A 24881-nucleotide genomic window follows, 5' to 3' on the forward strand; every position below is an offset into this window, starting at 1 on the left:
TAACCAACAAAATCAACAGAGGCTTTTATGACATTATCTAAACTTTTCGCTTCATCCTTAGTTATTCCCAATCTCTTCCCTAATCTCTTTCCTAATCCCACACCCACACCCACACCCACACCCGATCCCACTCCTAACTTTGTTACTGCTCAATCCAATACTACTTTCTCCAACTATAGTCAAAACGCTTCAGGAACTTTGACTGATGCCCAAACTAACACATTAGTTCAAGGTGGTGTGGCTCTTGCTATTGCTAATGCTCAAGCGACTTTTAACAACGATCCAACTTTTTCATCACTCTTCACTGATACTAGTGTTATTGCATCAGGTGGCCCGCTTGTAGGTAGTTCGAGCAGCGAAACAAAAGTACTTGCTAGCTTTACCGTTGGCGCTTATCAAAAGTTCTCTTTTGATTTTTCAGCAGATTTAGGTGAGACAGCTAAAGAAATTGAAAATTCTAACGTTGAATATAACCAAGCTGATTCTAAAACCACTTTTTTGGTGTTAGACACCACAAATCCTAATAATCCCGTAGTATTAGATTATTTTGGCCTTCAGGGTAGTTTAATCTCCTCTAATAAAACCGCCAATTTGACTTTTGGTAATAGTGCCAATGTTAAGATTAACACTCTTAATAAAAGTTCTGATATTAATGGCAACAACGGTAGTGACTCCCTCTATGGTGTTGCTGTCGGAACTTATCAACGTAATTTTACTCGCACTACCAACATAACGGTAGTCGAAATTAATAGTAGTGTTGTTCAATTAGCACAAGATCCTTTAATCGGCAATTTGGGTAAAGATGTTATCTATGGCACGATTTGGAACGATAATTTAACAGGAACCTTCGGTAACGACAAAATTTATGCCAGCTTGGGAAATGATACCCTCAATGGTGGCTATGGCAATGACACACTTAATGGCGGCTTGGGTAATGATCTCTTAATTGGTGGTAGTGGTAATGATGTTCTAATTGGTGGTGGTGGTAATGACACATTTCTTTTCAAGAATTCTGATACCTTCTTGAGAAATGACTATGATATCATTCAAGATTTCCAGGTTGGTGATAAGATTGTGTTGAATGGTTGGGGTTATGCTAATAGCATTTTTAAGCTAGGTAGTGTAAATATAACAGATACCAAAGATGGCGCTCTCATCCAATTAAATTCTTTATTGAATCAAGAAACAATACTAGTCTCAGGTGTGAGTAGTAGTGTGATTAATAGCTCTCAATCAATACAGTTTTCCTAAAGCTAATTGGTCATTAGTCATTAGTACCAATAACTAATAACTTCGATTTCCCCAACACCTCCAATACGCTTGGGTTCAGCCCGAAATCCTATGTAGAGACGTTGCATTGCAACGTCTCTACTCACAATACGGTTAGGATAAGATTTTTCATTTATCCGCAATTTAGTAATTACTAATTTTTGTTAAGGTCTAAATTCCCCTAATATAAAGCAAATATGAATTATTAATTTTTAAGTCTGGATATCTAAGTAATACTGAAAGAAACTATAAAAGTTTGATGAAGTTAGAGATTTATAATACAAATATGTAGTATTCTACTATAAAAACCCCATCCAAGAAGGTAAAAAGAGGTTTTTATGTCATCAGAAACTATATTTTTACAACCAATTGCTACAGATTCTAATCCTAAACCTAATTTTGCTAATGCTCAAGGATCTGCACTTTTTTACAACTATAGTCAAAGTGCTTTAGGAACTTCAACTGATGCCCAGACAGACACATTGGTTCAAAATGGTGTAGCTTTAGCGATTGCTGACGCTAGGGCGACTTTTTTTAACAGCGACCCAATTTTCTCAACACTCTTTTCTGACAGCACTGGCATCGGATTGGATGGTACTTATAGCGGAAGTGCCAGCAGTGAAACGAAAGTGCTTGCTAGTTTTGCAGTTGGCGCTAATCAAACCTTCTCTTTCAATTTTTCTGCCGATTTAGCACTGACAGCTAAAGAAATTGAAAATCCTCGAACTGAATATAATCAAGCCAAGGCAAAAACCACTTTCTTGGTACTAGACACCACAAATCCAAATAAGACCAAGGTCATAGATTATTTTGGCATCCGGGGTAACTTAATTTCCTCCAAGGGAAGGAACAATTTTAGTCTTGGTAGTAGTCGCAATGTTAGTTTAAATAGTAGCAATTTAGCTATTGATATTAATGGTAATAATGGACAGGACTCTATCACGGAAAACGTTATTGGTAGCTATCAAAAAAGATTTAAGCAAGATAGCAGCATCACAATAGTAGAAGTTAATGCCAGTACCGTTACCTTTTTGGGAGATACCTTAATTAACAGCTTGGGTAAAGATGTTACCTACGGCACGATTGGAAATGATTACCTCACAGGAGGCTACGGCGATAACAAAATTTATGGCAGTTTAGGTGATGATACCCTCAAGGGAGGGAAAGGGAATGATATCCTCGAAGGTGGTCAAGGTAATGATTGGCTATATGGAGGCAAGGGCAATGATAAAATGAATGGCGGTTCGGGTAATGATGTTCTGATTGGTGGTGATGGTAATGATATTTTGGTTGGTGGTGATGGCAATGACAAATTTGTTTTTAAACGTGGTGATAGTTTGTTAAAATATGAGTCTGATGTCATTCAAGACTTTCAGGTTGGTATCGATAAGATTGTATTTGATGGCTGGGGTAAGATTAATCCCGATCAATGGTTAAATCAAATGTTTTCTCAAGGTAGTATAACTGATACCAATGATGGTGTTCTGTTCAACTTTAATAATGAACGCACTCAAGGAACATTACTATTGTCAGGTGTAACTTCCAACCAGATTACCTCTGACTCAATAACGTTTATCTAGTGCTAATTTAGAAATAATTACAGGGCAAAAAAATTTAAAATATGTAGATACTTTCTCTACAATGATTTCTCTATTCAATAAATAGGAATATTTATTAAATAAAAATCTTGTCTGGTAAGTATTTTATAAATTAGGCAGGGTTTGCCATTTGCCTGTTATAAAAATTCTGAAGTTATCCTAATATACACCAATTTAATATCAACTTAATTTAGCCATGAATAATACAAACATTTCCGAAGCTGAGAAATCTCTGAGTCAGACAGCACAAGTTCAACCCGACTCTGTGACAACTTGGTTTAGTTTAGGTAATCTGCGTCAAGTTCAGGGAGAGTTAGCAGAAGCGGAGTCAGCTTACAAACAAGCGATCGCTTTACGCCCAGATGCCGCGCCGATTTATAATAATCTGGGCTACACCTTGGAACAACAAGGTAAGTTGGATGAAGCAGTTGTCTGCTATCAAAAAGCTTTGGAACTTCAACCTAACTGTATAGAAGCAGATGTAAACTTAGGTAATGCCCTCCACATCCAGGGAAAACTCCCTTCAGAGAAACAAGCATATTATGCCCAATTGAATTATAAATTGGGTTGCGATCGCAAAAATAGCGGGGATTTGAAAACTGCCAAAGCTTACTTCCAAAAAGCCCTAGAACTCAATCCCCAATATGGTGAAGTATACATGGGTTTGGGAGAGATTTACCAAAGACAAAAGCAACTCCCGGAAGCAGCAGCAGCTTTTCGGCAAGGCTTAAAGCAGATTAATCCTCACTATGGTAAGGCTGTAAAAGCTAACGATGAGGCGGAAATTTCTCAACCAGTACCAGTAACGCCTCCAGTTCCTCAAGGAGAGGTAATTGTAGGCAACTCTAGTTTTCCCTCTATTCCGACCATCGCCGATAGTACAGCGAAGCGGCCTTTTTGGAGTGTAGTGATAACTGTATATAACCGTATAGATTATCTCCTCGAATGTCTTGCCAGCGTCTTGGCGCAATGGCAGGGAGATGAGCAAATGGAAATCATTGTGATGGATGATGCTAGCAGAACGCCAGTATTTGAACTAGTAAATAGTATTGGAAAAGGAATAATTCACTACTATCGCAATCAGCAAAATCTCGGTCTGCCAGGAAATTGGAATGCTGGAATTGCTCTAACTCGCGGTTGTTGGATTCATTTACTTCACGACGATGACTATATCCTTCCAGGTTTTTATACCCGGTTACAGCAGAGTCTCAAAGAATGTGGAGATGCAATCGGAGCAGCTTGTACGGGTTATCAAAATATTAACGAGAAAGGAGAAGTAATTTTCTGTCAACAAGTCTGTGGAGAGCAACGAGGTATTGCTCAAAATTGGCTACAACGCATTGGTGTTGCGAACTCATTGAATATGCCAGCGGTGGTAATTCGTCGAGAAGCGCACGAACAATTGGGAGTATATCATCCTGATTTGACCTATACAAGTGATTGGGAACTTTATAAACGCATTGCCGCTAATTATGATTGGTGGTACGAGCCGGAAATTCTAGCTCGTTACCGCCAACATACTAACAACGTAACCAGCGAACTTTTATTGACTGGGAAGCAGATGATATCTATCCGTCGGGCAATTGAAATATCAGAAAGTTATTTTCCCAATGAAGACTCTGCTGAGATTACAGCCCAATCCCGAAATTATTATTTTCTTTATTGTCTCGAATCGTCCCTAATTCCTCTACAGGCTGGGAATTTAGCTGGAGCTTGGCAAGTATTGCAAGAGGCTCTAAAAATAGATTGTAGCCCTGGAGCTGTAGCGAAGTTATTTAGTTGGTTGACTAAAGAAGAAGCAACTCCCATTCGGGATGAAATTGCTTCTAGATTGACCTTACTTCTTCTATGAATCCTTGGCAGAGACGTTGGAATGGAACATCTCTACACACCGAAAATCCTGAACTAAATTGGATTGCCACATCAATAATTGTTTGACAAAAAAACAGATATCCCCTAGTTTTCAACCTAAAAGCTATGTCAATTATTCAAATTGAGCATCCAACTATAAATAGTTCCCTTCAGTTAGCCCTTGAACATCATCGAGCTAATCACTTAGTCGAAGCTGAACAAATATATCGTCAGATTCTCAAACAACAGCCTGAAAATATTGAGGCTTTGTATGGATTGGGTATGTTGGCACAGCAAATAGGTAAACTCCAAGAGGCTGAGAAGTTTTTGACTACAGCAGTCCATATTCAACCTGATTGTGTCAAGGCTTGGTTTAGTTTGGGCAATTTGTATCAAGCTCAAATTCAGCTACCAGAAGCAGAGAAAGCTTATCAACAAGCTCTTTCCCTGCAACCAAATGCAGTACCCATTTACAACAACCTTGGCTATACCCTACAACAACAAGGAAAGTTTGACGAAGCAGTTGCTTATTATCAAAAAGGCTTAGAGTTGCAGCCCAATTGTGCGGAAGCTGAAGTAAACTTAGGTAACACTCTCAACGCCCAAAAAAAGCTTTCGCTCGAACAGCAAGCCGATTATGCAAAATTAAACAATCAGTTGGGTCTTGCTCGTCAAAAAGCAGGTGATATTCAGACAGCTCTTGCCTATTATCGACAAGCGATCGCACTTCAGCCAGACTCGTTAGAGGTGTATTATAACTTAGGGAGCGCGCTGCAAGAACAAGAACAACTTGAAGAAGCGATCGCAGTTTATCACCAAGCCTTAAAACTCAATCCCCAAAACTGGGAAATTTACACTCGCTTGGGTCGGATTTATCAAGCTCAAAACCAGATTACAGAAGCAATTTCTGTATATCGTCAGGGGTTGACTTTACTCAACCCTCACTACGCTAAAGCGGTGGCCAATGACGAAAATTCCGGCATCACCCCAGAAATGCTTGTGACTCCACCTATTCCCGAAAGTGAGGTTACTGTTGGTGCTTATCAATTTCCCGCGATTCCACCTGTAACCAACCCAGAAAAACCTCGACCGTTTTGGACTGTGGTAATTCCGGTTTATAACCGCAGTGATTATCTGCTTGAATCTCTGGCTAGCGTCTTGGTGCAATGGCCTGGCGCAGAGCAGATGGAAATTCTGGTGATGGATAATGCCAGCGAATCACCTTTGTTTGATTTAGTCAATAGTATTGATAAAGGCATAATCCGCTACTACCGCAATCAGGAAAATATTGGAGTCCTACCAAATCACAATGCAGGAATTTCCCTCAGTCGCGGTCAGTGGGTTCATATCCTCCATGATGATGACTGTGTGCTTCCCGGTTTTTATCAGCAACTCCAGCAAAGTCTTCAAGAGTGTCCAGATTCGGTAGGAGCCGCTTTCGCAAATTTTGAATATTTCAATGAAAAAGGAACAGTAGTTGAAAAAGGGGAAGTAATTTCCTGGTTTGGAGAAGATAAAGGTATCCCTGAGAATTTTTTACTGCGGATTGGTGTGACATGTCCTTTGCAAATGCCAGCAGTTGTTATTCGTCGCCTTACCTATGAACAAGTAGGAGGTTATTATTTGGAGTTAGTTTGTGCGCCTGAATGGGAACTTTATAAACGCATTGCTGTTTCTTATGATTGGTGGTACGAACCAGGAAGTTTGGCTCGTTACCGGATACATTCCCACAGACTAACAGATGATGACTTATCATCTGGGATTTTGGCGACATCCATCCGCCAGGGGATAGAAATTTCTGAAAGTTATCTTCCGGTTGAACATCGAGCAGACATTACAACCCAAGCTCGTAGCTATAATTTTAACTATTGTCTGACACGGGCAGCAATTCCTCTGAAAAGGGGGAATGTTACAGGGGCTTTGCGTATGCTCCAAGAAATTCTCAAGCTCGATGGCTCAACCCATGCGGTAGCCAAGTTATTCGCTTGGTTAACTCAAGATGAAGCGGCTCCTCTCAGAAATGAGATTGCTGCTAAAGTAATACATATTTGTAGTAAGGACTTTAGTCCTTGATTTTTAAGCACTAAAGTCCTTACTACAAACCTCTCAAAACTTTTGCGACAGACCACTAATAGTCCTACGAAATTAAAACCTCTATAAACTGCGATCGCAGCATAAAATATGAAAATACTGGTAACTGGAACTGAAGGTTATATCGGCTCGTTATTAGCACCCCTCTTAATCCAACACGGTCATGAAGTTATAGGTTTGGATACTGGCTTTTATAAAGTAGGTTGGCTGTATAACGGCACTCAAGTAACAGCCAAAACCCTCAACAAAGATATCCGCCACATTACGGCAGAAGACCTGCAAGATGTCGAAGCAGTAGTTCATTTAGCAGAACTTTCTAACGACCCATTAGGTCAGTTAGCCCCTAATATCACCTACGATATCAACCACAAAGGTTCAATACACTTAGCAAAGCTGGCAAAAGCTGCTGGAGTCCGACGCTTTATCTATACTTCATCATGCAGCGTCTATGGCTTTGCTACCGAAGACGACGTTACCGAAGAATCTGCTATCAATCCCCAAACAGCTTATGCTAAATGCAAAGCACTTGTCGAACAAGATGCCAAACTCCTTGCTGATGATAGCTTTTCTCCCACCTTTCTACGAAATGCCACAGCCTATGGAGCCTCGCCCAGAATGCGCTTTGATATTGTCTTGAACAACTTAGCAGGTTGGGCGTGGACAATCAAAGAAATCAAAATGAATAGTGATGGTACACCTTGGCGACCTCTAGTTCACCTATTAGATATTTGCAAAGCAATTATCTGTACCTTAGAAGCTCCGCGTGATATAATTCACAATCAAATTTTTAATGTGGGCGATACAAATAGCAACTATCAAGTCAAACAAATTGCTCAAATAGTTGCAGATGTCTTTAAAGGTTGTCAATTGAGCTTTGGTAAATACGATCCTGACAACCGCAGCTATCGAGTCTCATTTGATAAAATCAACCAAACTTTACCAGGATTCAAATGTCAATGGGATGCCCAGAATGGATCCCAACAACTATATAATATATTTCAGCAGATTGATATGGATAGAGAAACATTTGAGTCTAAAGGCTTTACTCGGCTGAAACAACTGGAATATCTCATTCGCACTCAGCAAATCGATGGAAATTTTTTCTGGCGGACTGTTTAATTTATCAATCTGATTGTCTCGAAAAAATATAAATTATGAATTTATCCAAAGCAACAACTGGCAAATGTCTTTTCTGTGGGACAGGGTTGAAACACACCTTTGTAGATTTAGGGATGTCTCCTCCCTGCGAAAGCTATCGCAAACCAGAACAGCTAAACGAAATGGAGCCTTTTTATCCCCTCCATGTTTATGTTTGTGAAGAATGTTTTTTAGTGCAACTTCAAGAATACATTAGCCCAGAAAATATCTTTAGTGACTACGCTTATTTTTCTTCTTACTCTGATAGCTGGTTACAACACTCTAAAAACTATGTTGATATAGTAACAGATCGTTTCCAATTAAACCAGCAGAGTCAGGTAGTAGAAATTGCTAGCAACGATGGTTATTTACTACAATACTTTGTAGCCAAGAGCATTCCAGCAATGGGAATAGAGCCGGCTGCAAATGTTGCAGAAGTAGCCATCAAAAAAGGTATCCCCACAGTTGTAAAGTTTTTTGGTGAAGAGACAGCTAAAGAACAAGTTGCTGAAGGGAAACAAGCAGATTTATTGTTAGGAAATAATGTCCTCGCTCATACGCCTTACCTCAATGATTTTGTTAAAGGAATGAAAATCATCCTCAAACCACAAGGGGTAATTACGATGGAATTTCCTCACCTGATGCGGTTAATGGCAGAAAATCAGTTTGACACTATATATCACGAACACTTTTCTTATTTTTCCTTTATCACAGTAGAAAAGGTTTTTAACACCCACGGGTTGACTATTTTTGATGTAGAGGAATTAGCTACTCATGGCGGTTCTTTGAGAATTTATGCTCGTCATCCTGAAGACTCTTCTAAACCTGTTAGCGAGCAGGTATTAGAATTAAAATCTAGAGAAGAAGCCGCAGGTTTCACACATTTAGAACACTACTTTTCTTTTGGTGAACAAGTTAAAGAAACTAAACGCAAATTACTAGATTTTTTGAGTAAAGTTAAACGAGAGAGAAAATCCATCGTCGGTTATGGTGCGCCGGGGAAGGGAAATACTCTCTTAAACTATTGTGGTATTCGCACCGATTTTCTTGACTACACAGTAGACCGTAGTCCTTACAAACAGGGTCAATTTTTACCAGGAACTCATATTCCAATTTTTCATCCAGATAAAATTAAAGAAACAAAGCCTGATTATGTGCTAATTTTACCCTGGAATCTGAAAAATGAAATTATGACCCAAATGGCTTACATTCGAGATTGGGGAGGTCAATTTGTTGTACCCATTCCTGAAGTTAATATCTACTCTTAGAGGATGTTTTAAAAGTTATCTTGTCGGTATCAAAAGTTCTACATCCCTCTAAATATCCCTTAAAAAGGCTACGGTGTATACACAAATTGGAAAATAGCTATATATTATCACTGGTTTGACCCCACCCTAACCCTGCTCTTGTAAAGGGGAGGGAACTGGAAATCTGGTTTCTCCCCAATATATCGGGGAGATTAAGGGGGGTAATACGAATTGTGTGTACACCGTAGCTTAAAAAGGGGGGTTAGGGGGGATCTAAAAGTGCCTAAAGTCACAGCGAAATACTTTTCAAACAACCTCTTAAAGATTTGATGGGTTTTTATCATTAAAAAGGGAGAAAATAATATGAAAGTAGTTTTATTTTGTGGTGGTTTAGGAACCAGAATGAGAGAATATTCAGAAAGTATTCCTAAACCAATGGTGAATATCGGTTATAGACCGATATTATGGCACGTAATGAAATACTATGCTCACTATGGACATAAAGATTTTATCTTATGTCTTGGTTATAAGTCTGACTTAGTTAAAAGCTATTTTTTAAATTATAACGAATGGCTTTCTAATAATTTTAGCCTGTCAAATGGTAGCCAAATTCAGTTATTTAATAGGGATATTCAAGATTGGAATATCACATTTGTAGATACAGGTTTAACTGCAAATATTGGTCAAAGATTCAAAGCAGTAGAAAAGTATTTAGAAGGGGAAGAAGTATTTTTAGCTAACTACAGCGATGGTTTAACAGACTTGCATCTACCAACATATATTGATAATTTTTACCAGCGTGATAAAACAGGTAGTTTTTTGTGTGTTAGACCGAGCCAGAGTTTTCATTTAGTTGACATGGATGACAATGGTTTGGTGAAGGATATCAAAGATGTCAAGCAACGTGATATCTGGATTAATGGAGGATATTTTATCTTTAAAAAAGAGATTTTTAAGTATATTAATCAAGGAGAAGAACTTGTTCTTGAACCTTTTCAGAGACTAATTGCCAAAAAAGAACTTTTTGCATATAAATACACTGGCTTTTTTGGGGTAATGGATACTTTTAAAGAAAAGCAAGAGTTAGATGATATGTATGCTCAAGGTCAAAGACCTTGGGAAGTATGGGGAGATACACAACTAGAAGCAAGCCATAATCTATGATCCAACTTAGCTTTAACAAGCCAAAAGAATCTGAGTACAAAATTCTTTGTCTAGGTTCTCATTGTGATGATATCGAAATTGGTTGTGGTGGCACAATTTTAAAGCTGATAGAGAATTATCAGCAGATTGTCATCTATTGGGTTGTTTTTAGTTCTAACGAGCAAAGAGCAGAGGAAGCAACTGCAAGTGCTGGTATTTTCTTAAAAGAAATTCCAGTAAAGAAAATTATCATTAAAAATTTTCGAGATGGCTTTCTAGCTTTTCAAGGAATAGAGGTAAAAGAATGTTTTGAACAGTTGAAGCAAGAATTTTCACCAGATATCATCTTTACTCATCATCGAGACGATCGCCACCAAGATCACCGCTTAATTTCTGAGTTTACTTGGAATACTTTTAGAAATCATTTAATTTTGGAATATGAAATTCCCAAATATGATGGTGATTTAGGTATTCCTAATTTCTTTGTCCATTTGAGTGAGTCAATCTGTCATCGAAAAATTCAATATATTTTAGATGGGTTTCCCACCCAAAATAGTAAGCAATGGTTTACAGAAGAAACTTTCCGCGCGATTCTCAGAATTCGCGGAATTGAATCAAATTCACCAAGTAGTTACGCAGAAGCTTTTTACTGTCGAAAAATGTTTTTCTAGGAAATAAAATGTATAGCTTATCTTTCAAATTTGCAAATTCATGATATTCACTGAAACAAAAATACAAGGGGCATTTATTGTTGATTTAGAGTTGCAACGAGACAGTCGGGGCTTTTTTGCTCGGACTTTTTGTATTCAGGAATTTGAAGCTCGTGGTTTAAAATATACTATTGCCCAATGCAACTTATCTTTTAACTATAAAAAAGGAACGTTGCGGGGTATGCATTATCAAATTCCTCCTTCTCAAGAAACAAAATTAGTGCGTTGCATCCAAGGGGCGATTTATGATGTGATTATAGATTTGCGTCCAGAATCTCCTAGCTATTTATCTCATATTGGTGTAGAGCTAAATGCTGAAAATCGCCTTGCTCTCTATATTCCATCTGGGGTTGCTCATGGGTTCCAAACGCTCGCTGACGAAACGGAAGTGACTTATCAAATGGGTGACTTCTACGCGCCAGAGTATTCATCTGGCTATCGTTATGACGATCCAGTTTTTAATATTGAATGGCCATTGCCTGTGAGTGAAATATCTGATAAAGATAAGACTTGGGGTTTATTTAATTGACTTACAATCAAAAACACTGTCATATCTAAATAATGATCGGTCGATTCAGTAACCAAATTGTTGTCGTAACAGGAGCAAGTAGTGGTATAGGTAAAGCGATCGCTGTGGAAATGGCAACCCAAGGTGCTGTACTCTGTTTAGTAGGCCGTCGTTTAGAAACACTCAAAGCGATCGCTCAGACTGTTCAAGAGACTTCACCTCGATCCAAAAGCTATCAGGTTGATTTGGCGTGCGATGAAGACATTCAAAAACTCATAGTTTCGATTCAGCAAGATTTTGGGCAAGTTGATATCCTGATTCACAACGCTGGTATTTTTTCAATGGGTGCGATTGCAACTACACCCGTTGCAGAATTTGACCAACAATACCGGACTAATGTTCGCGCTCCTTATTTACTGACTCAAGCTTTACTACCCATACTCAAAATCCAGCATGGGCAAATTGTGTTTATTAACTCAAATGTGAGAGCAAGTGCGAATCTTGGACATTATGCAGCAACCAAACACGCTTTAAAAGCGATCGCTGATAGTTTGAGAGAAGAAGTTAATATTGACCAAGTACGTGTTATTAGTGTGTTTCCTGGGTCTACTGCAACTCCTCTCCAAGCAAAAATTCACGAGATGGAGGGTAAAATTTATTACCCCGAACGCCTAATCCAACCAGAAGATGTGGCAACTGTAGTAATCAATGCACTTAGTTTGCCTCCAACTGCTGAAGTTACTGATATCAGCATCCGCCCATTTACAAAACCCCTACCTCCTTAAAATTTAAAATAGCTGAAAAATATATGAATATTAGTAGTATAAAAATATCCCCAGAGCAAATTGCTCAGGAACTTTATCAACTAGTTAATCGGCTATATCCTATTTGTCGCAGTATTACGGGTGATGGCGTTAGAAACACCCTCAAAATTATTAGTGAGCATGTTCCTTTATCGGTTTATGAAGTCCCAACTGGTACTCAAGTTTTCGATTGGATAGTTCCGAAAGAATGGAATATTAAAGATGCTTATATTAAGAACTCCCAAGGCAAGAAAATTGTAGATTTTGCTAACTCGAATCTACACGTTGTTAACTATAGCCTTCCAGTTCACAAAAAAATATCTTTAACAGAACTCAAAGCGTATTTATTTACATTACCTGAATATCCAGATTGGATTCCCTATCGCACTTCCTATTATCAAGAGACTTGGGGCTTTTGCTTAAGTCACAATCAATATTTAGAACTAAATGAAGAAGAATATGAAGTCTATATTGATTCTTCCCTCGAATCAGGTCATTTGAGCTATGGTGAGTATTATATTCCCGGAGATAGTACCGACGAAATTTTAATTTCTTGTCATGTCTGCCATCCTTCATTGTGTAATGATAATCTTTCGGGAGTTGCGATCGCTACTTTTCTCGCTAAATATTTAAGTCAAACTAAATCAAAATATTCCTATCGATTTCTCTGGATTCCAGGAACAATTGGCTCAATTACATGGTTGGCTATCAACGAGGCTAAAGTCAAGAATATTAAACATGGTTTAGTCTTAACTTGTTTAGGAGATGCAGGAAATTTTACTTATAAAAAAAGCCGTAGAGGTGACACTGAAATTGATAAAATTGCTGCTTATGTCCTGGAAAACTCAAAGCAAGGTTACGAAATTATAGATTTCTTTCCCTATGGCTATGATGAGCGACAATACTGCTCACCTGGATTTAATTTAGCTGTAGGTTGCTTGATGCGATCGCCTCATGGTAGTTTTCCCGAATATCACACATCAGCAGACGATTTAAACTTTGTTCAACCCCAATACTTAGCCGAGTCTTTCTTACAATGTAGTTCAATATTGCATATCCTCAATAATAACGAAATCTACTACAACCAAAATCCTAAATGTGAGCCACAGTTGGGGAAAAGGGGCTTATACAATGGTCATCAAGATAGTAAGGTAAATCAAATGGCAATTTTGTGGATTTTGAATTTATCTGATGGTCATCATACTCTGCTAGATATTGCAGAAAGATCGGGAATGTCATTTGATATGATTAAAAATGCTGCTGATAGATTACTTGCAAATGATTTACTGACTTCTCTCAATAGATAAAATAATTTCTTATCAACTTCAGCTTTGTTTGGTTGGCAATAATTGCCGGGTTTTTGGTGAAGATAAAAGAAACCTTTAACCTTTTCTCTGAACCCAATTCCAAGTTTAAAATGCACAAAGAAAGCAGTATTGGTTTGGTGTTATCTACTCTTGGTGATATTGCCGTTATTTGTGAAGCAATGTCTACCATACACTATGCATAAATATTACGGTAACATATTCTGATAGAATCGCAAGATGAAATTTGTGCATTATAATTATGGTTTTTGAGCATTAAATCCCTATAATAGCCTTGGTACACTAATAAGACTTTTTTACACCTTTACAAAAGTATAACTTTATACTTTTTGCTTTTATCTCCATAATTTTCATGTTTGCCGCTAGCAGCAAGATGATGAGATAAATACATTAAATTAAACTACTGAATTTACAGTAGTTTTTAACAATTAATTTTAATAGAAATAGTTAATTTTAATCGTGATTTTACGGTTTGTAATAGCTAATCTTTAAAGTTACGATCTTAAACAAGATGGTAAAAATAAAAGTACTTTGGGATGTACATTATTGCATCATCGTCAAATAATTTATTTTTAGTCTCTGTTGACTCTTCGCACAAATTTGAGAAGAGCTTTCAGAACGTTTTTGCCCAAGTTTACGAGTTCTGTTGTGTATTGTGCTAGCGATCGCTGTAGCAGCAGTTTCAGCTAGTAAATTTTAGATTTTTTCAATAAGCACTTTTTCAGGCTTTTGCCTGAGCATTGCTATGGCTGACTGAAGAACCACACTAACTAGCCCGTTGTCATCATTAGGAGCATTGAAATGAGAGCAATTCTTGAGTTGATTGAGCGAAAAAACCAGGAATATTCTAAGTTGCCGTTTTTTGAGTATATGAAAGATGAGTCCATTGATCCACGGCAAAGGCTGGCATTTGCCCCTGTGATTACTCCACTCGCACTAGAATTTAGTGAGTTGTGCAAACGAGTTCTCAGAGATGAGCCAACAACTAATTATATTCAAGAAATGGTCAATCTTCACACATACGAAGAACATTTCCACTGGCAATGGTTACTAGAAGACATGGAGAAGATGGGGATTGACTATCCTATGCGGTTCAGTGATGCGGTGCGATTCCTTTGGAGCGATGAGACTAAGGTTTCCCGTTCTATGTTTCCTATATTTGAGCGATATACTCGTGGGGCAGATCCTATCATTAGATTGGTTGCCATTGAGGTATCTGAAGTTACAGCGAATGTCTTTTTTCGTTCAACCATGTCTGCGGCTCTGCAACTACAAGAAATGACTCAAACAGAGTTCCGTTACTTTGGGATGCGTCATAACCATATCGAAAATACTCACACTCTTCACACTCCTGCTTCTTTACAAATAATGAAAGATATTGAGGTGTCAGAAGAGATTCGTCAACAAGCACTTGAGTTGATTGATGTGGCGTTTGTGTATTTTACAGACTTGATCAATGAGTTTTTGGTTTATATTAAGACTCATTCTTATCAAGAACCCTTTTCTACAGTGTACCAACCAGAGCGATCGCTAAGAACTGCCTAAGAGGATGTTTGAAAGGTATTATTACTAACATCAAAATCTTAAAAACTTAAGCTACTAGCCCCCATTACCTATAAGGTAATGGGGGTTTTCAATATTATATAGCGGTTCTCATTGATATGAGGTATACCCGTAGAGGCAATTCATGAATTGCTCCTACACCTTACGAGATGATGTTGTACTACATTTGAAGAGGAACTGCTAGAAGCCATACCAAAAAATACTATTTTTTTGGATAAAAATATCATTAATCGATGTGATAAAAGTATCTTTTCTATATTCCACATTGTGCTTTTTTAGCATAATTCTTGTTTTCAGTATTTTAATTAATCTGTTATTTATCCCTCTTGACATGGGATACCTTAGTGATTATTATGTCAATCAATCCGGATTTCATTAACTTCTTTGGAAAATCTCTGTAAATAAATCCAACACTATCCTTACAGCACTACATGAAACTACGCTGGTTGTTACTGAGCCTTACAAGTATTCTTTTACTGTCATCCCCAGCAAAAGCGAATCCCAACACAAATCAAATTGACAACCCAAATGACTGGAGTGCAAATCAATCTAATTTACAACTCCCAAAACTTAAATTTATTCCTCCGGTTCCTCTAAGTGATCCTGTCAACCCAATAAATAATTCTAAATTCACTGGTGTAGTTCCTCTAGGACGTGAGATATCAGAACTGAAAACTCCTATTAAAGTATTAATGGCTCGCTATAGATTCCTCACTCCCGGAATCTTTTTTATGGACTTACAAACAGGAGATTATTTTAGTGTTAATGGTGATAAAGCTTTTTCTGCTGCTAGTACAATTAAGTATCCGATTTTGATTGCATTGTTTCAGGAAATAGATGCAGGGAGAATCAAACTAAGTGAAACGTTAGTGATGCGACGGAAACAGGTTACTGGCGGTTCTGGAGATTTGCAATATCAACGAGTGGGAACTAAGCTAAGTCTTTTGCAAACTGCAACCAAGATGATGACTATTAGCGATAATACTGCTACAAATATGATTATCGACCGTTTAGGTGGTGCATCGAAATTAAATCAAAAGTTTCGCGGTTGGGGATTGCAAAATACTGTGATTCACAATATGCTTGGAGATTTTAAAGGAACTAATAAAACTAGCGCAAAAGACTTAGTACGACTATCAGCTTTGATGACAAATAATCAGTTAATTTCTGATACAAGTCAATCCCAAGTTTTAGGTATTATGATTCGTTGTCATAATAAAAGTTTGCTTCCCTCCGGCTTAGGATATGGTGCAAATATTGCTCATAAAACAGGTACTCTAAGGTTTGTTCTAGGGGATGCAGGTATTATTGAAACACCATCAGGTAAGCGTTATTTAGCAGGAATTTTCGTGCGAAGACCGGATAATGACAATAGAGCTAGGGATTTCATTCGTCAAGTCTCTAAGGTGATGTATGGCTACTTCGAGCAGCCAAAAGTCAGTAATCTACCTTAATTATTTATCAAGAAAGGCAGAGGGCAGGAGGCAGAAGGCAGAAGGGAATACTGCCTCCTCCCTCTGCCTGTGACCGAACCGAACTTGGGTATAAAACCCCACCGTCTATACGGTGCTTACAATTGGTTGGGGTCTGAATCCCCAACGAAAAAGTTCCTTCTGCCCTCTGCCTTCTGCCTTCTTCAATTTGAATTCTAAATTTTGGCTTTAGCGATGGAATCGCTTGCACAAACATCAATCCTGAAGACTAGCTATGTTCAAAACTGCGATCGCAAATAGCCCGTTGTAGACATTGCTTTTCTAACTGCCAAGGTATTATATAGTCGAATACCGTGCAGCATACAGCTTGAGGTTTTGCATGAAAGTAGCAGTCTTCAGTACAAAAGTCTACGATCGACAGTTTTTGTCAGCTGCAAATTCTCCCACGCAACACGAATTAGTATTTTTTGAACCCCGTTTAAATCGGGATACTGCTATCCTCGCCGCCGGATTTCCGGCGGTTTGCGTATTTGTACACGATCAAGTTGATGCCCCAACTTTAGAACTTCTCGCCTCACGGGGTACTCGGCTGATTGTGCTTCGCTGTGCAGGGTTTAACAATGTAGATTTACAAGCCGCAAAAGATTTAGGCATTACTGTTGTGCGGGTTCCCGCCTACTCACCTTATGGAGTAGCAGAACATGCGGTAGGATTGATTTTAAGCCTAAATCGCAAAATTCATCGGGCTTATAACCGTGTCCGAGAAGGCAATTTTTCACTAGATGGACTGTTGGGATTTAATTTATATGAGCGCACAGTGGGGATTGTCGGCACTGGCAAAATCGGTCTGATTTTAGGGCAGATTATGAAAGGGTTTGGCTGTAACTTACTCGCTTATGACGTTTATCGCAATCCAGAATTGGAGGCGCTAGGTGGAAAGTATGTAGAATTACCTGAGCTATTTGCCAACTCCGATATTATCTCTCTGCATTGCCCTCTGACTCCCGAAACGCATCACTTGATTGACGCTGAGGCTATTGAACAGATTAAGTCAGGTGTGATGCTAATTAATACTAGCCGAGGAGCGCTGATTGATACCCAAGCAGTGATTGAGGGATTAAAGTCTGGTAAGATTGGCTATCTTGGTGTGGATGTCTACGAACAAGAATCGGAATTGTTTTTTGAGGATTTGTCTGGCGAAATTATTCAAGATGATATTTTCCAGCGTCTGACAACGTTTCCCAATGTACTAATTACCGGACATCAAGCCTTTTTTACAGCAGAAGCTCTGCATAATATTGCAGAAACAACTTTTGCTAATATTGCTGATATTGAAAATGGTCGTCCCTGTGCGAATGAAATTCGCGCTCAACCGTCAGCTTAGTTAATGGTTGGCGATCGCAATGACAAATCACCAGTCAATCATCATCATCAGGCAAATTATCCATTTCTTCAGCAATTAGAGGCTTGTACTTTTAGGTACTCTGTGATTGATTGAGCAATTAAGGTGCTGAAGGTTAAATTCGTGACTGCAAAAGGGCGATCGCTAATCTGCATATTTATGGTTAAGGCAAGAGACGCGATAAATCGCCGTCTTTACAATAATCAGTCCTTCGTCTTGACGGCGATTTATCGCGGATTTGGGATCTATTCAATCTTTAACCAAAAATATCGACAAAAGTCTAATTAACTTTAGAAGACTGATACATATACTGTAGATGCATCTGGATTAGCTACCAGCAGAACACCTTCATGCTTATCTTCGTTCTTCAAACTTTAGCCGAAATTCTAGCTGGAGGAACCTCACTTACCAGTACAGAGCAAATTGACTTTAGCCATCCTGGTAATCGAAGGGAAGAGGGAGCAGGGCCGACTCTCAATTTATATATTTTTGATATCCGTGAGAGTAAGCAGGTACAACATTCTGGTAGGCAAGTTGAACGCAAGCTAACACGCGCTCTACAACCTGCCACTGTAAATTGGGCACCTGCTTGGTTTGATGTTTCGCTGCTATTAACAGCCTGGGATAGAACAGCTTTAGGTGAGCATCACTTTATCAGTGAGGCGTTGGCTGTGCTGTTGCGCCATCGCACTTTAGAAGAGGAGTTTTTGGTTCCTGAATTACGGGGCTATGGTAATTTGAACATGACAGTTGCCCTAGAGCCACCAATTGAAATTGGTTCTTTATGGAGCGCTCTGAATGTGCCATTGCGTTCAGGCTTATATTTGACAGTTACAATTCCCTTCGAGCCACAACCGACTCCAGTACCTTTGGTTTGGGAGCGGATTTTTAATTTGCGAAATCAATTGTCTCGTGATAATGACAGTCTAGTATTAACCAGGCGAGTTGCGATCGCGGGTATTGTCAAAAGTGTGGTGACAAATCTGCCACTGGTAGCGGCAGAAGTAGCTGTGAGGGGAACTGAAAAATCCATATTAACCACTAAAGAAGGGCTGTTCTTTTTTGAAGACCTTCATTTAGGTAATTATGTTTTGACTCTCAATCATCCTGGCTATTTACCTCAAAACGTCAATGCCTTGGTAGATAACCAAAGTAATACTTTCAAAGAAATATTTCTAACTCCTGAATAATTAGATTTTTACTGACTTGGAGAGACTTTCATGGCTAGACTTGATTACTTTGCTCCTGGTGTCTATATCGAAGAAATTGACCGGGGTAGCCGACCAATTGAAGGTGTTAGCACGGCAGTTGCCGGATTTGTAGGCTTTACAGAAGATGTTCGTGGTGGGGCTGAGTTATACAAGCCCATGCTAGTAACCACTTGGACACAATACTTAAATTATTTTGCCCGTCCCAACTCTGACGGCTTCACCGACTTCAACGCCTATTTACCATTTTCAGTCTACGGCTACTTTATGAATGGTGGCGGTCGTTGCTGGATAACCAGCATTGGGACTCAGTTACCAGGCGCACCCAGACCGGCAACTCCAGAACCGGCTACCCTCAGAATCAACTCTAGAGGTAATCGTCCAGCCCTCCGTTTTACTTTGCGCCCTGAGCAAGCATCAGGCGGATTAGTAAATCTTGTAATTATTGATGGTTCGCCCCGCGCCCTACCCGAAGGTACTGAAGGAGAAGCGCCTCCAAATACAGGCGAATATTTCACCATCCAAATTCGTCGGGGAGATGAACTTTTAGAGCAATACGAAAACTTGACAATGAACCGCGAACCTGCTGCTCAAGCAGCGACTTATGCGGTGACGGCATTGAGAAATTCGATGTACATCACCGTAGAAGACATAACTCAAAGTGGACAGCCTTTAGCTCGTCGTCCGGTGAATGGTCAATATGAACTAGCGCCGCCCATTGTTGCCGCCACACCCGATAGATTTTCACAAAATTTAGAAGGGGTTCGAGACGATCGCACCGGGGTACGCGGTATCTTTGAAGTTGATGAAATCACAATGCTAGCCTGTCCTGATGTGATGCGGGCTTATCAAGAGCAGGTATTGAATTTAGATCAAGTCCACGGCATCATCGAACTGATGATTAGTATGTGCGAGGGTTCTGCTAGTGGCGATATTCCCAACCCACCCAACCGGATGGTTGTACTGGATGCGCCACCAGATGCCGTCAAACCTCAGCAAGTAGTGGAGTGGTTGAATAGATTTAACCGTCGTTCAATGTTTGCGGCCCTTTATTATCCTTGGATTAAAGTACCCAATCCACGCGATCGCGGTAATCCAATTTTAGTACCTCCTTGTGGTCATGTGATGGGTGTTTGGGCCCGCACCGATGAAACCAGAGGAGTTTACAAAGCCCCTGCAAATGAAGTTCCTAGAGGCGTAATTGGTTTAGGCTATGACACCAACTTCCGCGAACAAGAACTATTAAACCCTTTGGGAATAAATTGCATTCGCAACTTCCCCAACCGAGGTATCCGCATTTGGGGCGCACGCACATTAGTTGAGCCAGATAAAACAGAGTGGCGTTACATCAGTGTGCGGCGGTTAATTAGCTATATCGAAAAATCTCTAGAACTGGGAACTCAATGGGTAGTTTTTGAACCTAACGACCAAGATTTATGGGCGCGTGTCACCCGCACCGTCAGTAATTTCTTAGAGCGCATCTGGCGTGAAGGTGCTTTATTTGGTGCATCTCCAGCCCAAGCATTTTATGTCAAGTGTGACGAAGAATTGAACCCACCAGAAACCAGAATTTTAGGACGCTTATACATCGAAGTCGGTGTTTGTCCCGTCAGACCGGCTGAATTTGTGGTTTTCCGCATCAGCCAATGGAATGGCATTGAAGATAGCGAATAGGGCAATTTAGTTTTGGATTTTGGATTAAATTTCAATCTAAAATCCAAAATCTAAAATTCTTGTTCCCCATTTAAAAATTAATCACACACAAAGGAGTCTAAAAGTATGGCAGGTGAATTTTTAACCTCTTGTAAATTTTACTTTGAGGCTGATGGAATTACTGATAAATTCATTAAAGAAATTAGTGGGCTAGGCGTTGAAAATACGCCAGCACAAGAAGTCCACGGTTCATCTAAGGGCGCTAAAATAATGCGTCAAGCTACACCAACTGTTGTTAAATTTACTAACATCACAGTAAAAGTTATTGCCACTGATGATATAGACCTTTATAAATGGTATCAAGATTGTAACGAAGATATGGGCGATCCTCGGAAGTGGGCACAGAATCGTAAAACTGGTTCGGTGGTTGCTTATGACCAACAAGGCTCTGAAAAAGCACGTTGGAACATTGTCAATTGTTATCCATGTAAATATACTGGCCCTACATTAACTGCCTCTGGTGGTGATATGGCAAATGAAACAGTTGAATTGGTTCACGAAGGAATTAAACGAATCAAATAATTAGCTTATGCAGTAAATAACAGTGGTACAATCCGCAAGCCGAATCCCAGAAGTTCTGACAGCCCATCGATTCTATTTAGAACTCACACTAGAAGGACAAAACGATGCCAATTGCTTCTTTTTGGAGTGTCAAGGCTTCAAAAGAACACAAGAGGTAATTGAAATTTGTGAAGTTACTTCTCAAACGTGGGGCAAAAAAGGGCAGTCTAAAGGTCAGGTGGTGAGAACTAAGCTTCCTAGCAATCCTAAGAGTGGTAATCTCATTCTGCGTAGAGGTACTACCAACTCTATGGATTTTTGGAAGTGGTTTGAAAAAGTCGAAAAAGGTAATTGGTCTGAGCAACGTAGACTTGTTGCTTTGTCTATTTATAATCAGGCAAATGAAGAAGTCGCTAGATTTGAATTAGCCGGTGCTTGGCCTGCAAGTTACAAAATTGCCGATGTCAATGCCCGCAGCCATGACATCGAAATTGAAGAAATAGAGGTTGCTTTTGAGGAATTTAAGCGTGTGAAGTAATTAGGAGGAGTATGTTTCCTACAGAGTTTGAATTTACACTGCCAAAAGGGTATCTAGACTCTGAAGGCAACCTCCACCGCAAAGGTGTAATGCGGTTATCAACAGCGATAGACGAGATTGCACCCTTGCGTGACCCCCGCGTTAAAGCTAATCCCGTTTATGCCACGATTATTATCTTGGCGCGAGTGATTACCCACTTGGGTGCTTTATCAGAAGTTACTCCGGCAATTGTGGAAAACTTTTTTTCTCAAGATTTAAATTATCTCCAAGATTTTTATCGGCGAATCAATGGTTTGGAAGGTGAAACTTCTATATCAGAAGATACAGTAAATTCTCCCGAAGCACTCCTTCATAATTGAATGGGGGAGTGGGAATTTTAGATTTTAGATTGAAGTCGAATCCAAAATCCAAAATTTAATTGCCCAATGCCCAAATGACTTATGCGCCGTAAAAAAGATACTCTCTGCACAGAATTTGCCTTCACTCTTCCTAGAGGATTGAGTGATAGCGAACACCGAGTACATCGTCATGGGGTGATGCGTTTAGCCACCGCCAAAGATGAAATTTTGGTGCAACAAGAGCGTAAAGTTCAGGAAAATCCAGCTTACGGCGTATTGGTAATGCTTGCACGGGTTATTACTCGCTTGGGCAGTCTCAATTCTGTTAGTCCTGATTTACTTGAAGAATTGCTCTTATATGACATTGCGTATCTTCGAGAATTTTATAATCGAATCAATCAGCAAGGTAATGTACATATTCCGACACAATGTCCGCACTGTAATACTCAATTTTCAATGGAGCTAGAACTAGCGGGGGAGTCGTAAGCTACCCCTCTGATACTTTATATGAGGAGGTAGCTTTTATTGCTTATCATTTCCATTGGTCACAAGATGATATTTTAAATTTAGAACATACTACCCGTCAGCGATGGGTGGCAGAAATCAATAAAATTAACCAAAAATTAATATGAAAGTAAAAGTTAGCTACTCACCAACTTTAAGTGAAGTCAATGAAGTTGACCTGACCATAGAAACGACACCGAGAGGAGAATGGTTAATAGGCCGTTCTCCTGATTCTGATTTAGTCTTAGACAGTCCTGATATCAGTCGGGTACATGCTAAGTTTTTTGTTAAAGCTGGAAATTACTACTTCTCTGACCTCGGCAGTAGAAATGGTTCAATATTTAATGGGAAACAAGCTGAAAAAGAACGACCATATTCTTTGAGTGATGGAGATATTATCAGGATTGCTGATTATGTTCTGATCTTGGAAGCAGTTGCTCCTGCTTATGAACAACCAGAGACGGTCTTTAGAATTATAGACCCTTCACTGTTTTCTCGGCCGCGATCGCCTGAAAATATCAGCGCTCCCAATGTTGCCAATCCAGCCCCAGAAGTAGTAAACGAAGTTCCAACGCCTATTAGTCCCGAAGTAGAAACACCTTCCCCTGAAGCCAGCGAAATCCCAGAAGTTGTTGCTACTCAACCTGATGATGTCATCCCGGTTGTTGAGATAATCACCCCTGAAAACATTATTCAGCCACCAGAAGTCAGCGCAGATAGTGAGGAAGTTTCTTTGACTATAGCCGATGCTGCGATCGCAGCACCTGAAGATATCATTGAAACTCCAAAAACTACTCACGATGAAGTTACAGACTTTGAAACAGCACTAGCCACAGAATCTACTTTCGTACAACGGCGTGATATCAGTGCCATTCCCGAAGCTACTGAACATGAAGATGCAGAGTTAGAGGCTGCACTAGAAGCTGAAGTTACCTCTGTACAGCCGCGTGATATTTTCCACCAAGTTCCTGCACAGAGTGCCATTCCTGAAACAACCTCCCATGAGGATGCAGAATTAGAGGCGGCGCTAGAAGCAGAGGTCACTTTCGTACAGCCGCGTGATATTTTTGGCGAAGTATCAAATGAGGAAAATACCGTTCCTGAAGTTACTCATAATGAAAATGAAGTAGTAGATTTAGATGCGCCAGTCACAGAAGAAGTTAGTTCCGATTTTGGCGAATTTGTCAATGGAATTCCTGGAGAAGCAGACATTCAGCAGCCAGAAACATTGAGCCAAATTACACAAGATATCAATGATGAACTACTAAATATTAACGAAGTAGAAGCTGGTTCTGCTGTTGATAAAACATCAACTGCACCTGACAATATTGTTGCAGAAGTTTTCAGCAATCAATACATTGATTCGAGTAATATAACCACAGAAGAAGCCAGTGTAGATGTTGATGATATTATTTTCGTAAGTGAAGTTTCCGAATTAGCTGATGTTCAATCTTTGGCAACAACAGACAGTGAAGCTTCTGAGAGGATTAATCAAACTATTGAAGAGGTTCCTGAAGTAGAAGCAACTCAATCTGATGAAACTCCAGAAGAAACAAATGTTAGTGAGCCTCCGCAAGAGATTATTGAAAGAAACATAGTACTTATTGCTCACGAGAGTAAAAAATCAGAACTTGCTGAATTTGTTTCTCAATATCAGGAATTTTTCTCCCAGAGCTTTACAATTACCTGGCCATCTGTTGGCGAAGTCTTACATCAACAGGCAGGAATAACTATTAGTCAACAAACTCCCGCACCAATTTCTGGAGGATATCAAACAATAGCTTCCTTGGTTGGAGCCGGAGAAATTGTAGCAGTTATTTTCTTGAGAGATTTGCTGCAACCACAACCTGGTCAAGCAAATGAAGAAGCACTGCTAAGGTTATGCACTATCAATCAAGTTTTACTGGCAACTAATTTGCCAACAGCAGAGGCGATCGTGCATTATCTTAAACAGATATAGCCCTACTTAATTATTCGTGATTAACAAGATCCCCGACTT

At 39.4% G+C, this 24881-nt stretch carries 22 protein-coding genes; all 22 read left to right on the plus strand.

Annotated elements, in window-relative coordinates:
- Nucleotides 1-27 precede the first annotated feature (27 nt).
- The 22 genes from GTQ43_RS41455 to GTQ43_RS17105 all read left to right on the plus strand — a co-directional run bounded on the left by GTQ43_RS41455 (nucleotide 28) and on the right by GTQ43_RS17105 (nucleotide 24842).
- A complete protein-coding gene (locus GTQ43_RS41455) occupies nucleotides 28-1251 on the plus strand; it encodes a calcium-binding protein (RefSeq protein ID WP_321162494.1) in 1224 nt (407 codons plus the stop codon).
- 356 nt (nucleotides 1252-1607) lie between these two features.
- On the plus strand, nucleotides 1608-2849 hold the full coding sequence (locus GTQ43_RS17010) for a calcium-binding protein (RefSeq protein WP_265273927.1): 1242 nt from the start codon (nucleotides 1608-1610) through the stop codon (nucleotides 2847-2849).
- 214 nt (nucleotides 2850-3063) lie between these two features.
- Nucleotides 3064-4719 carry a tetratricopeptide repeat protein gene (locus GTQ43_RS17015; RefSeq protein WP_265273928.1) on the plus strand — a complete coding sequence of 552 codons (1656 nt, stop codon included), beginning with the start codon at nucleotides 3064-3066 and terminating at the stop codon, nucleotides 4717-4719.
- Nucleotides 4720-4844: 125 nt separating this feature from the next.
- Nucleotides 4845-6791 carry a tetratricopeptide repeat protein gene (locus GTQ43_RS17020; RefSeq protein ID WP_265273929.1) on the plus strand — a complete coding sequence of 649 codons (1947 nt, stop codon included), beginning with the start codon at nucleotides 4845-4847 and terminating at the stop codon, nucleotides 6789-6791.
- Between the two features lie 108 nt (nucleotides 6792-6899).
- The gene (locus tag GTQ43_RS17025) at nucleotides 6900-7928 is read left to right on the plus strand and encodes an NAD-dependent epimerase/dehydratase family protein (RefSeq protein WP_265273930.1); all 1029 of its coding nucleotides are present in this window, start codon (nucleotides 6900-6902) and stop codon (nucleotides 7926-7928) included.
- A 35-nt stretch (nucleotides 7929-7963) separates the two neighbouring features.
- The gene (locus tag GTQ43_RS17030; RefSeq protein WP_265273931.1) at nucleotides 7964-9214 is read left to right on the plus strand and encodes a class I SAM-dependent methyltransferase; all 1251 of its coding nucleotides are present in this window, start codon (nucleotides 7964-7966) and stop codon (nucleotides 9212-9214) included.
- 342 nt (nucleotides 9215-9556) lie between these two features.
- Entirely contained in the window at nucleotides 9557-10357 is an 801-nt protein-coding gene (locus GTQ43_RS17035; protein ID WP_265273932.1) for a sugar phosphate nucleotidyltransferase, read from the plus strand.
- A complete protein-coding gene (locus GTQ43_RS17040; RefSeq protein WP_265273933.1) occupies nucleotides 10354-11007 on the plus strand; it encodes a PIG-L deacetylase family protein in 654 nt (217 codons plus the stop codon). The genes GTQ43_RS17035 and GTQ43_RS17040 overlap by 4 nt, the downstream gene beginning before the upstream one ends.
- A gap of 40 nt (nucleotides 11008-11047) precedes the next feature.
- Nucleotides 11048-11575 (plus strand): dTDP-4-dehydrorhamnose 3,5-epimerase, encoded by a 528-nt coding sequence (gene rfbC / locus GTQ43_RS17045; protein ID WP_265273934.1) that lies wholly within the window; start codon nucleotides 11048-11050, stop codon nucleotides 11573-11575.
- Between the two features lie 32 nt (nucleotides 11576-11607).
- Nucleotides 11608-12339, plus strand: a complete 732-nt coding sequence (locus GTQ43_RS17050; protein WP_265273935.1) for an SDR family NAD(P)-dependent oxidoreductase — start codon at nucleotides 11608-11610, stop codon at nucleotides 12337-12339.
- Between the two features lie 23 nt (nucleotides 12340-12362).
- The gene (locus GTQ43_RS17055; RefSeq protein WP_265273936.1) at nucleotides 12363-13664 is read left to right on the plus strand and encodes a DUF4910 domain-containing protein; all 1302 of its coding nucleotides are present in this window, start codon (nucleotides 12363-12365) and stop codon (nucleotides 13662-13664) included.
- An 819-nt stretch (nucleotides 13665-14483) separates the two neighbouring features.
- Nucleotides 14484-15227 carry a hypothetical protein gene (locus tag GTQ43_RS17060; protein ID WP_265273937.1) on the plus strand — a complete coding sequence of 248 codons (744 nt, stop codon included), beginning with the start codon at nucleotides 14484-14486 and terminating at the stop codon, nucleotides 15225-15227.
- Between the two features lie 449 nt (nucleotides 15228-15676).
- A complete protein-coding gene (locus GTQ43_RS17065) occupies nucleotides 15677-16699 on the plus strand; it encodes a serine hydrolase (RefSeq protein ID WP_265273938.1) in 1023 nt (340 codons plus the stop codon).
- Between the two features lie 358 nt (nucleotides 16700-17057).
- On the plus strand, nucleotides 17058-18062 hold the full coding sequence (locus GTQ43_RS17070; RefSeq protein WP_265273939.1) for a 2-hydroxyacid dehydrogenase: 1005 nt from the start codon (nucleotides 17058-17060) through the stop codon (nucleotides 18060-18062).
- Between the two features lie 368 nt (nucleotides 18063-18430).
- Nucleotides 18431-19270 (plus strand): Pvc16 family protein, encoded by an 840-nt coding sequence (locus GTQ43_RS17075; RefSeq protein WP_265273940.1) that lies wholly within the window; start codon nucleotides 18431-18433, stop codon nucleotides 19268-19270.
- A 30-nt stretch (nucleotides 19271-19300) separates the two neighbouring features.
- Entirely contained in the window at nucleotides 19301-20962 is a 1662-nt protein-coding gene (locus GTQ43_RS17080; protein ID WP_265273941.1) for a phage tail sheath family protein, read from the plus strand.
- Between the two features lie 105 nt (nucleotides 20963-21067).
- Nucleotides 21068-21523: a phage tail protein gene (locus GTQ43_RS17085; protein WP_094342404.1), complete on the plus strand. Its 456-nt coding sequence runs from the start codon at nucleotides 21068-21070 to the stop codon at nucleotides 21521-21523.
- Between the two features lie 22 nt (nucleotides 21524-21545).
- Complete coding sequence (locus tag GTQ43_RS17090; protein WP_265273942.1) at nucleotides 21546-22040, plus strand: phage tail protein; 495 nt, start codon at nucleotides 21546-21548, stop codon at nucleotides 22038-22040.
- Nucleotides 22041-22051: 11 nt separating this feature from the next.
- The gene (locus GTQ43_RS17095) at nucleotides 22052-22399 is read left to right on the plus strand and encodes a hypothetical protein (RefSeq protein ID WP_265273943.1); all 348 of its coding nucleotides are present in this window, start codon (nucleotides 22052-22054) and stop codon (nucleotides 22397-22399) included.
- An 81-nt stretch (nucleotides 22400-22480) separates the two neighbouring features.
- Nucleotides 22481-22864, plus strand: coding sequence for a phage tail assembly protein (locus tag GTQ43_RS17100; RefSeq protein ID WP_265273944.1), 384 nt, complete (start codon nucleotides 22481-22483; stop codon nucleotides 22862-22864).
- On the plus strand, nucleotides 22828-23010 hold the full coding sequence (locus GTQ43_RS41460) for a DUF6760 family protein (RefSeq protein ID WP_321162525.1): 183 nt from the start codon (nucleotides 22828-22830) through the stop codon (nucleotides 23008-23010). The genes GTQ43_RS17100 and GTQ43_RS41460 overlap by 37 nt, the downstream gene beginning before the upstream one ends.
- Nucleotides 23007-24842: an FHA domain-containing protein gene (locus tag GTQ43_RS17105; RefSeq protein ID WP_265273945.1), complete on the plus strand. Its 1836-nt coding sequence runs from the start codon at nucleotides 23007-23009 to the stop codon at nucleotides 24840-24842. The genes GTQ43_RS41460 and GTQ43_RS17105 overlap by 4 nt, the downstream gene beginning before the upstream one ends.
- Nucleotides 24843-24881 lie beyond the last annotated feature (39 nt).

The organism is Nostoc sp. KVJ3, assembly GCF_026127265.1.
In the GTDB taxonomy this organism is placed as follows: domain Bacteria; phylum Cyanobacteriota; class Cyanobacteriia; order Cyanobacteriales; family Nostocaceae; genus Nostoc.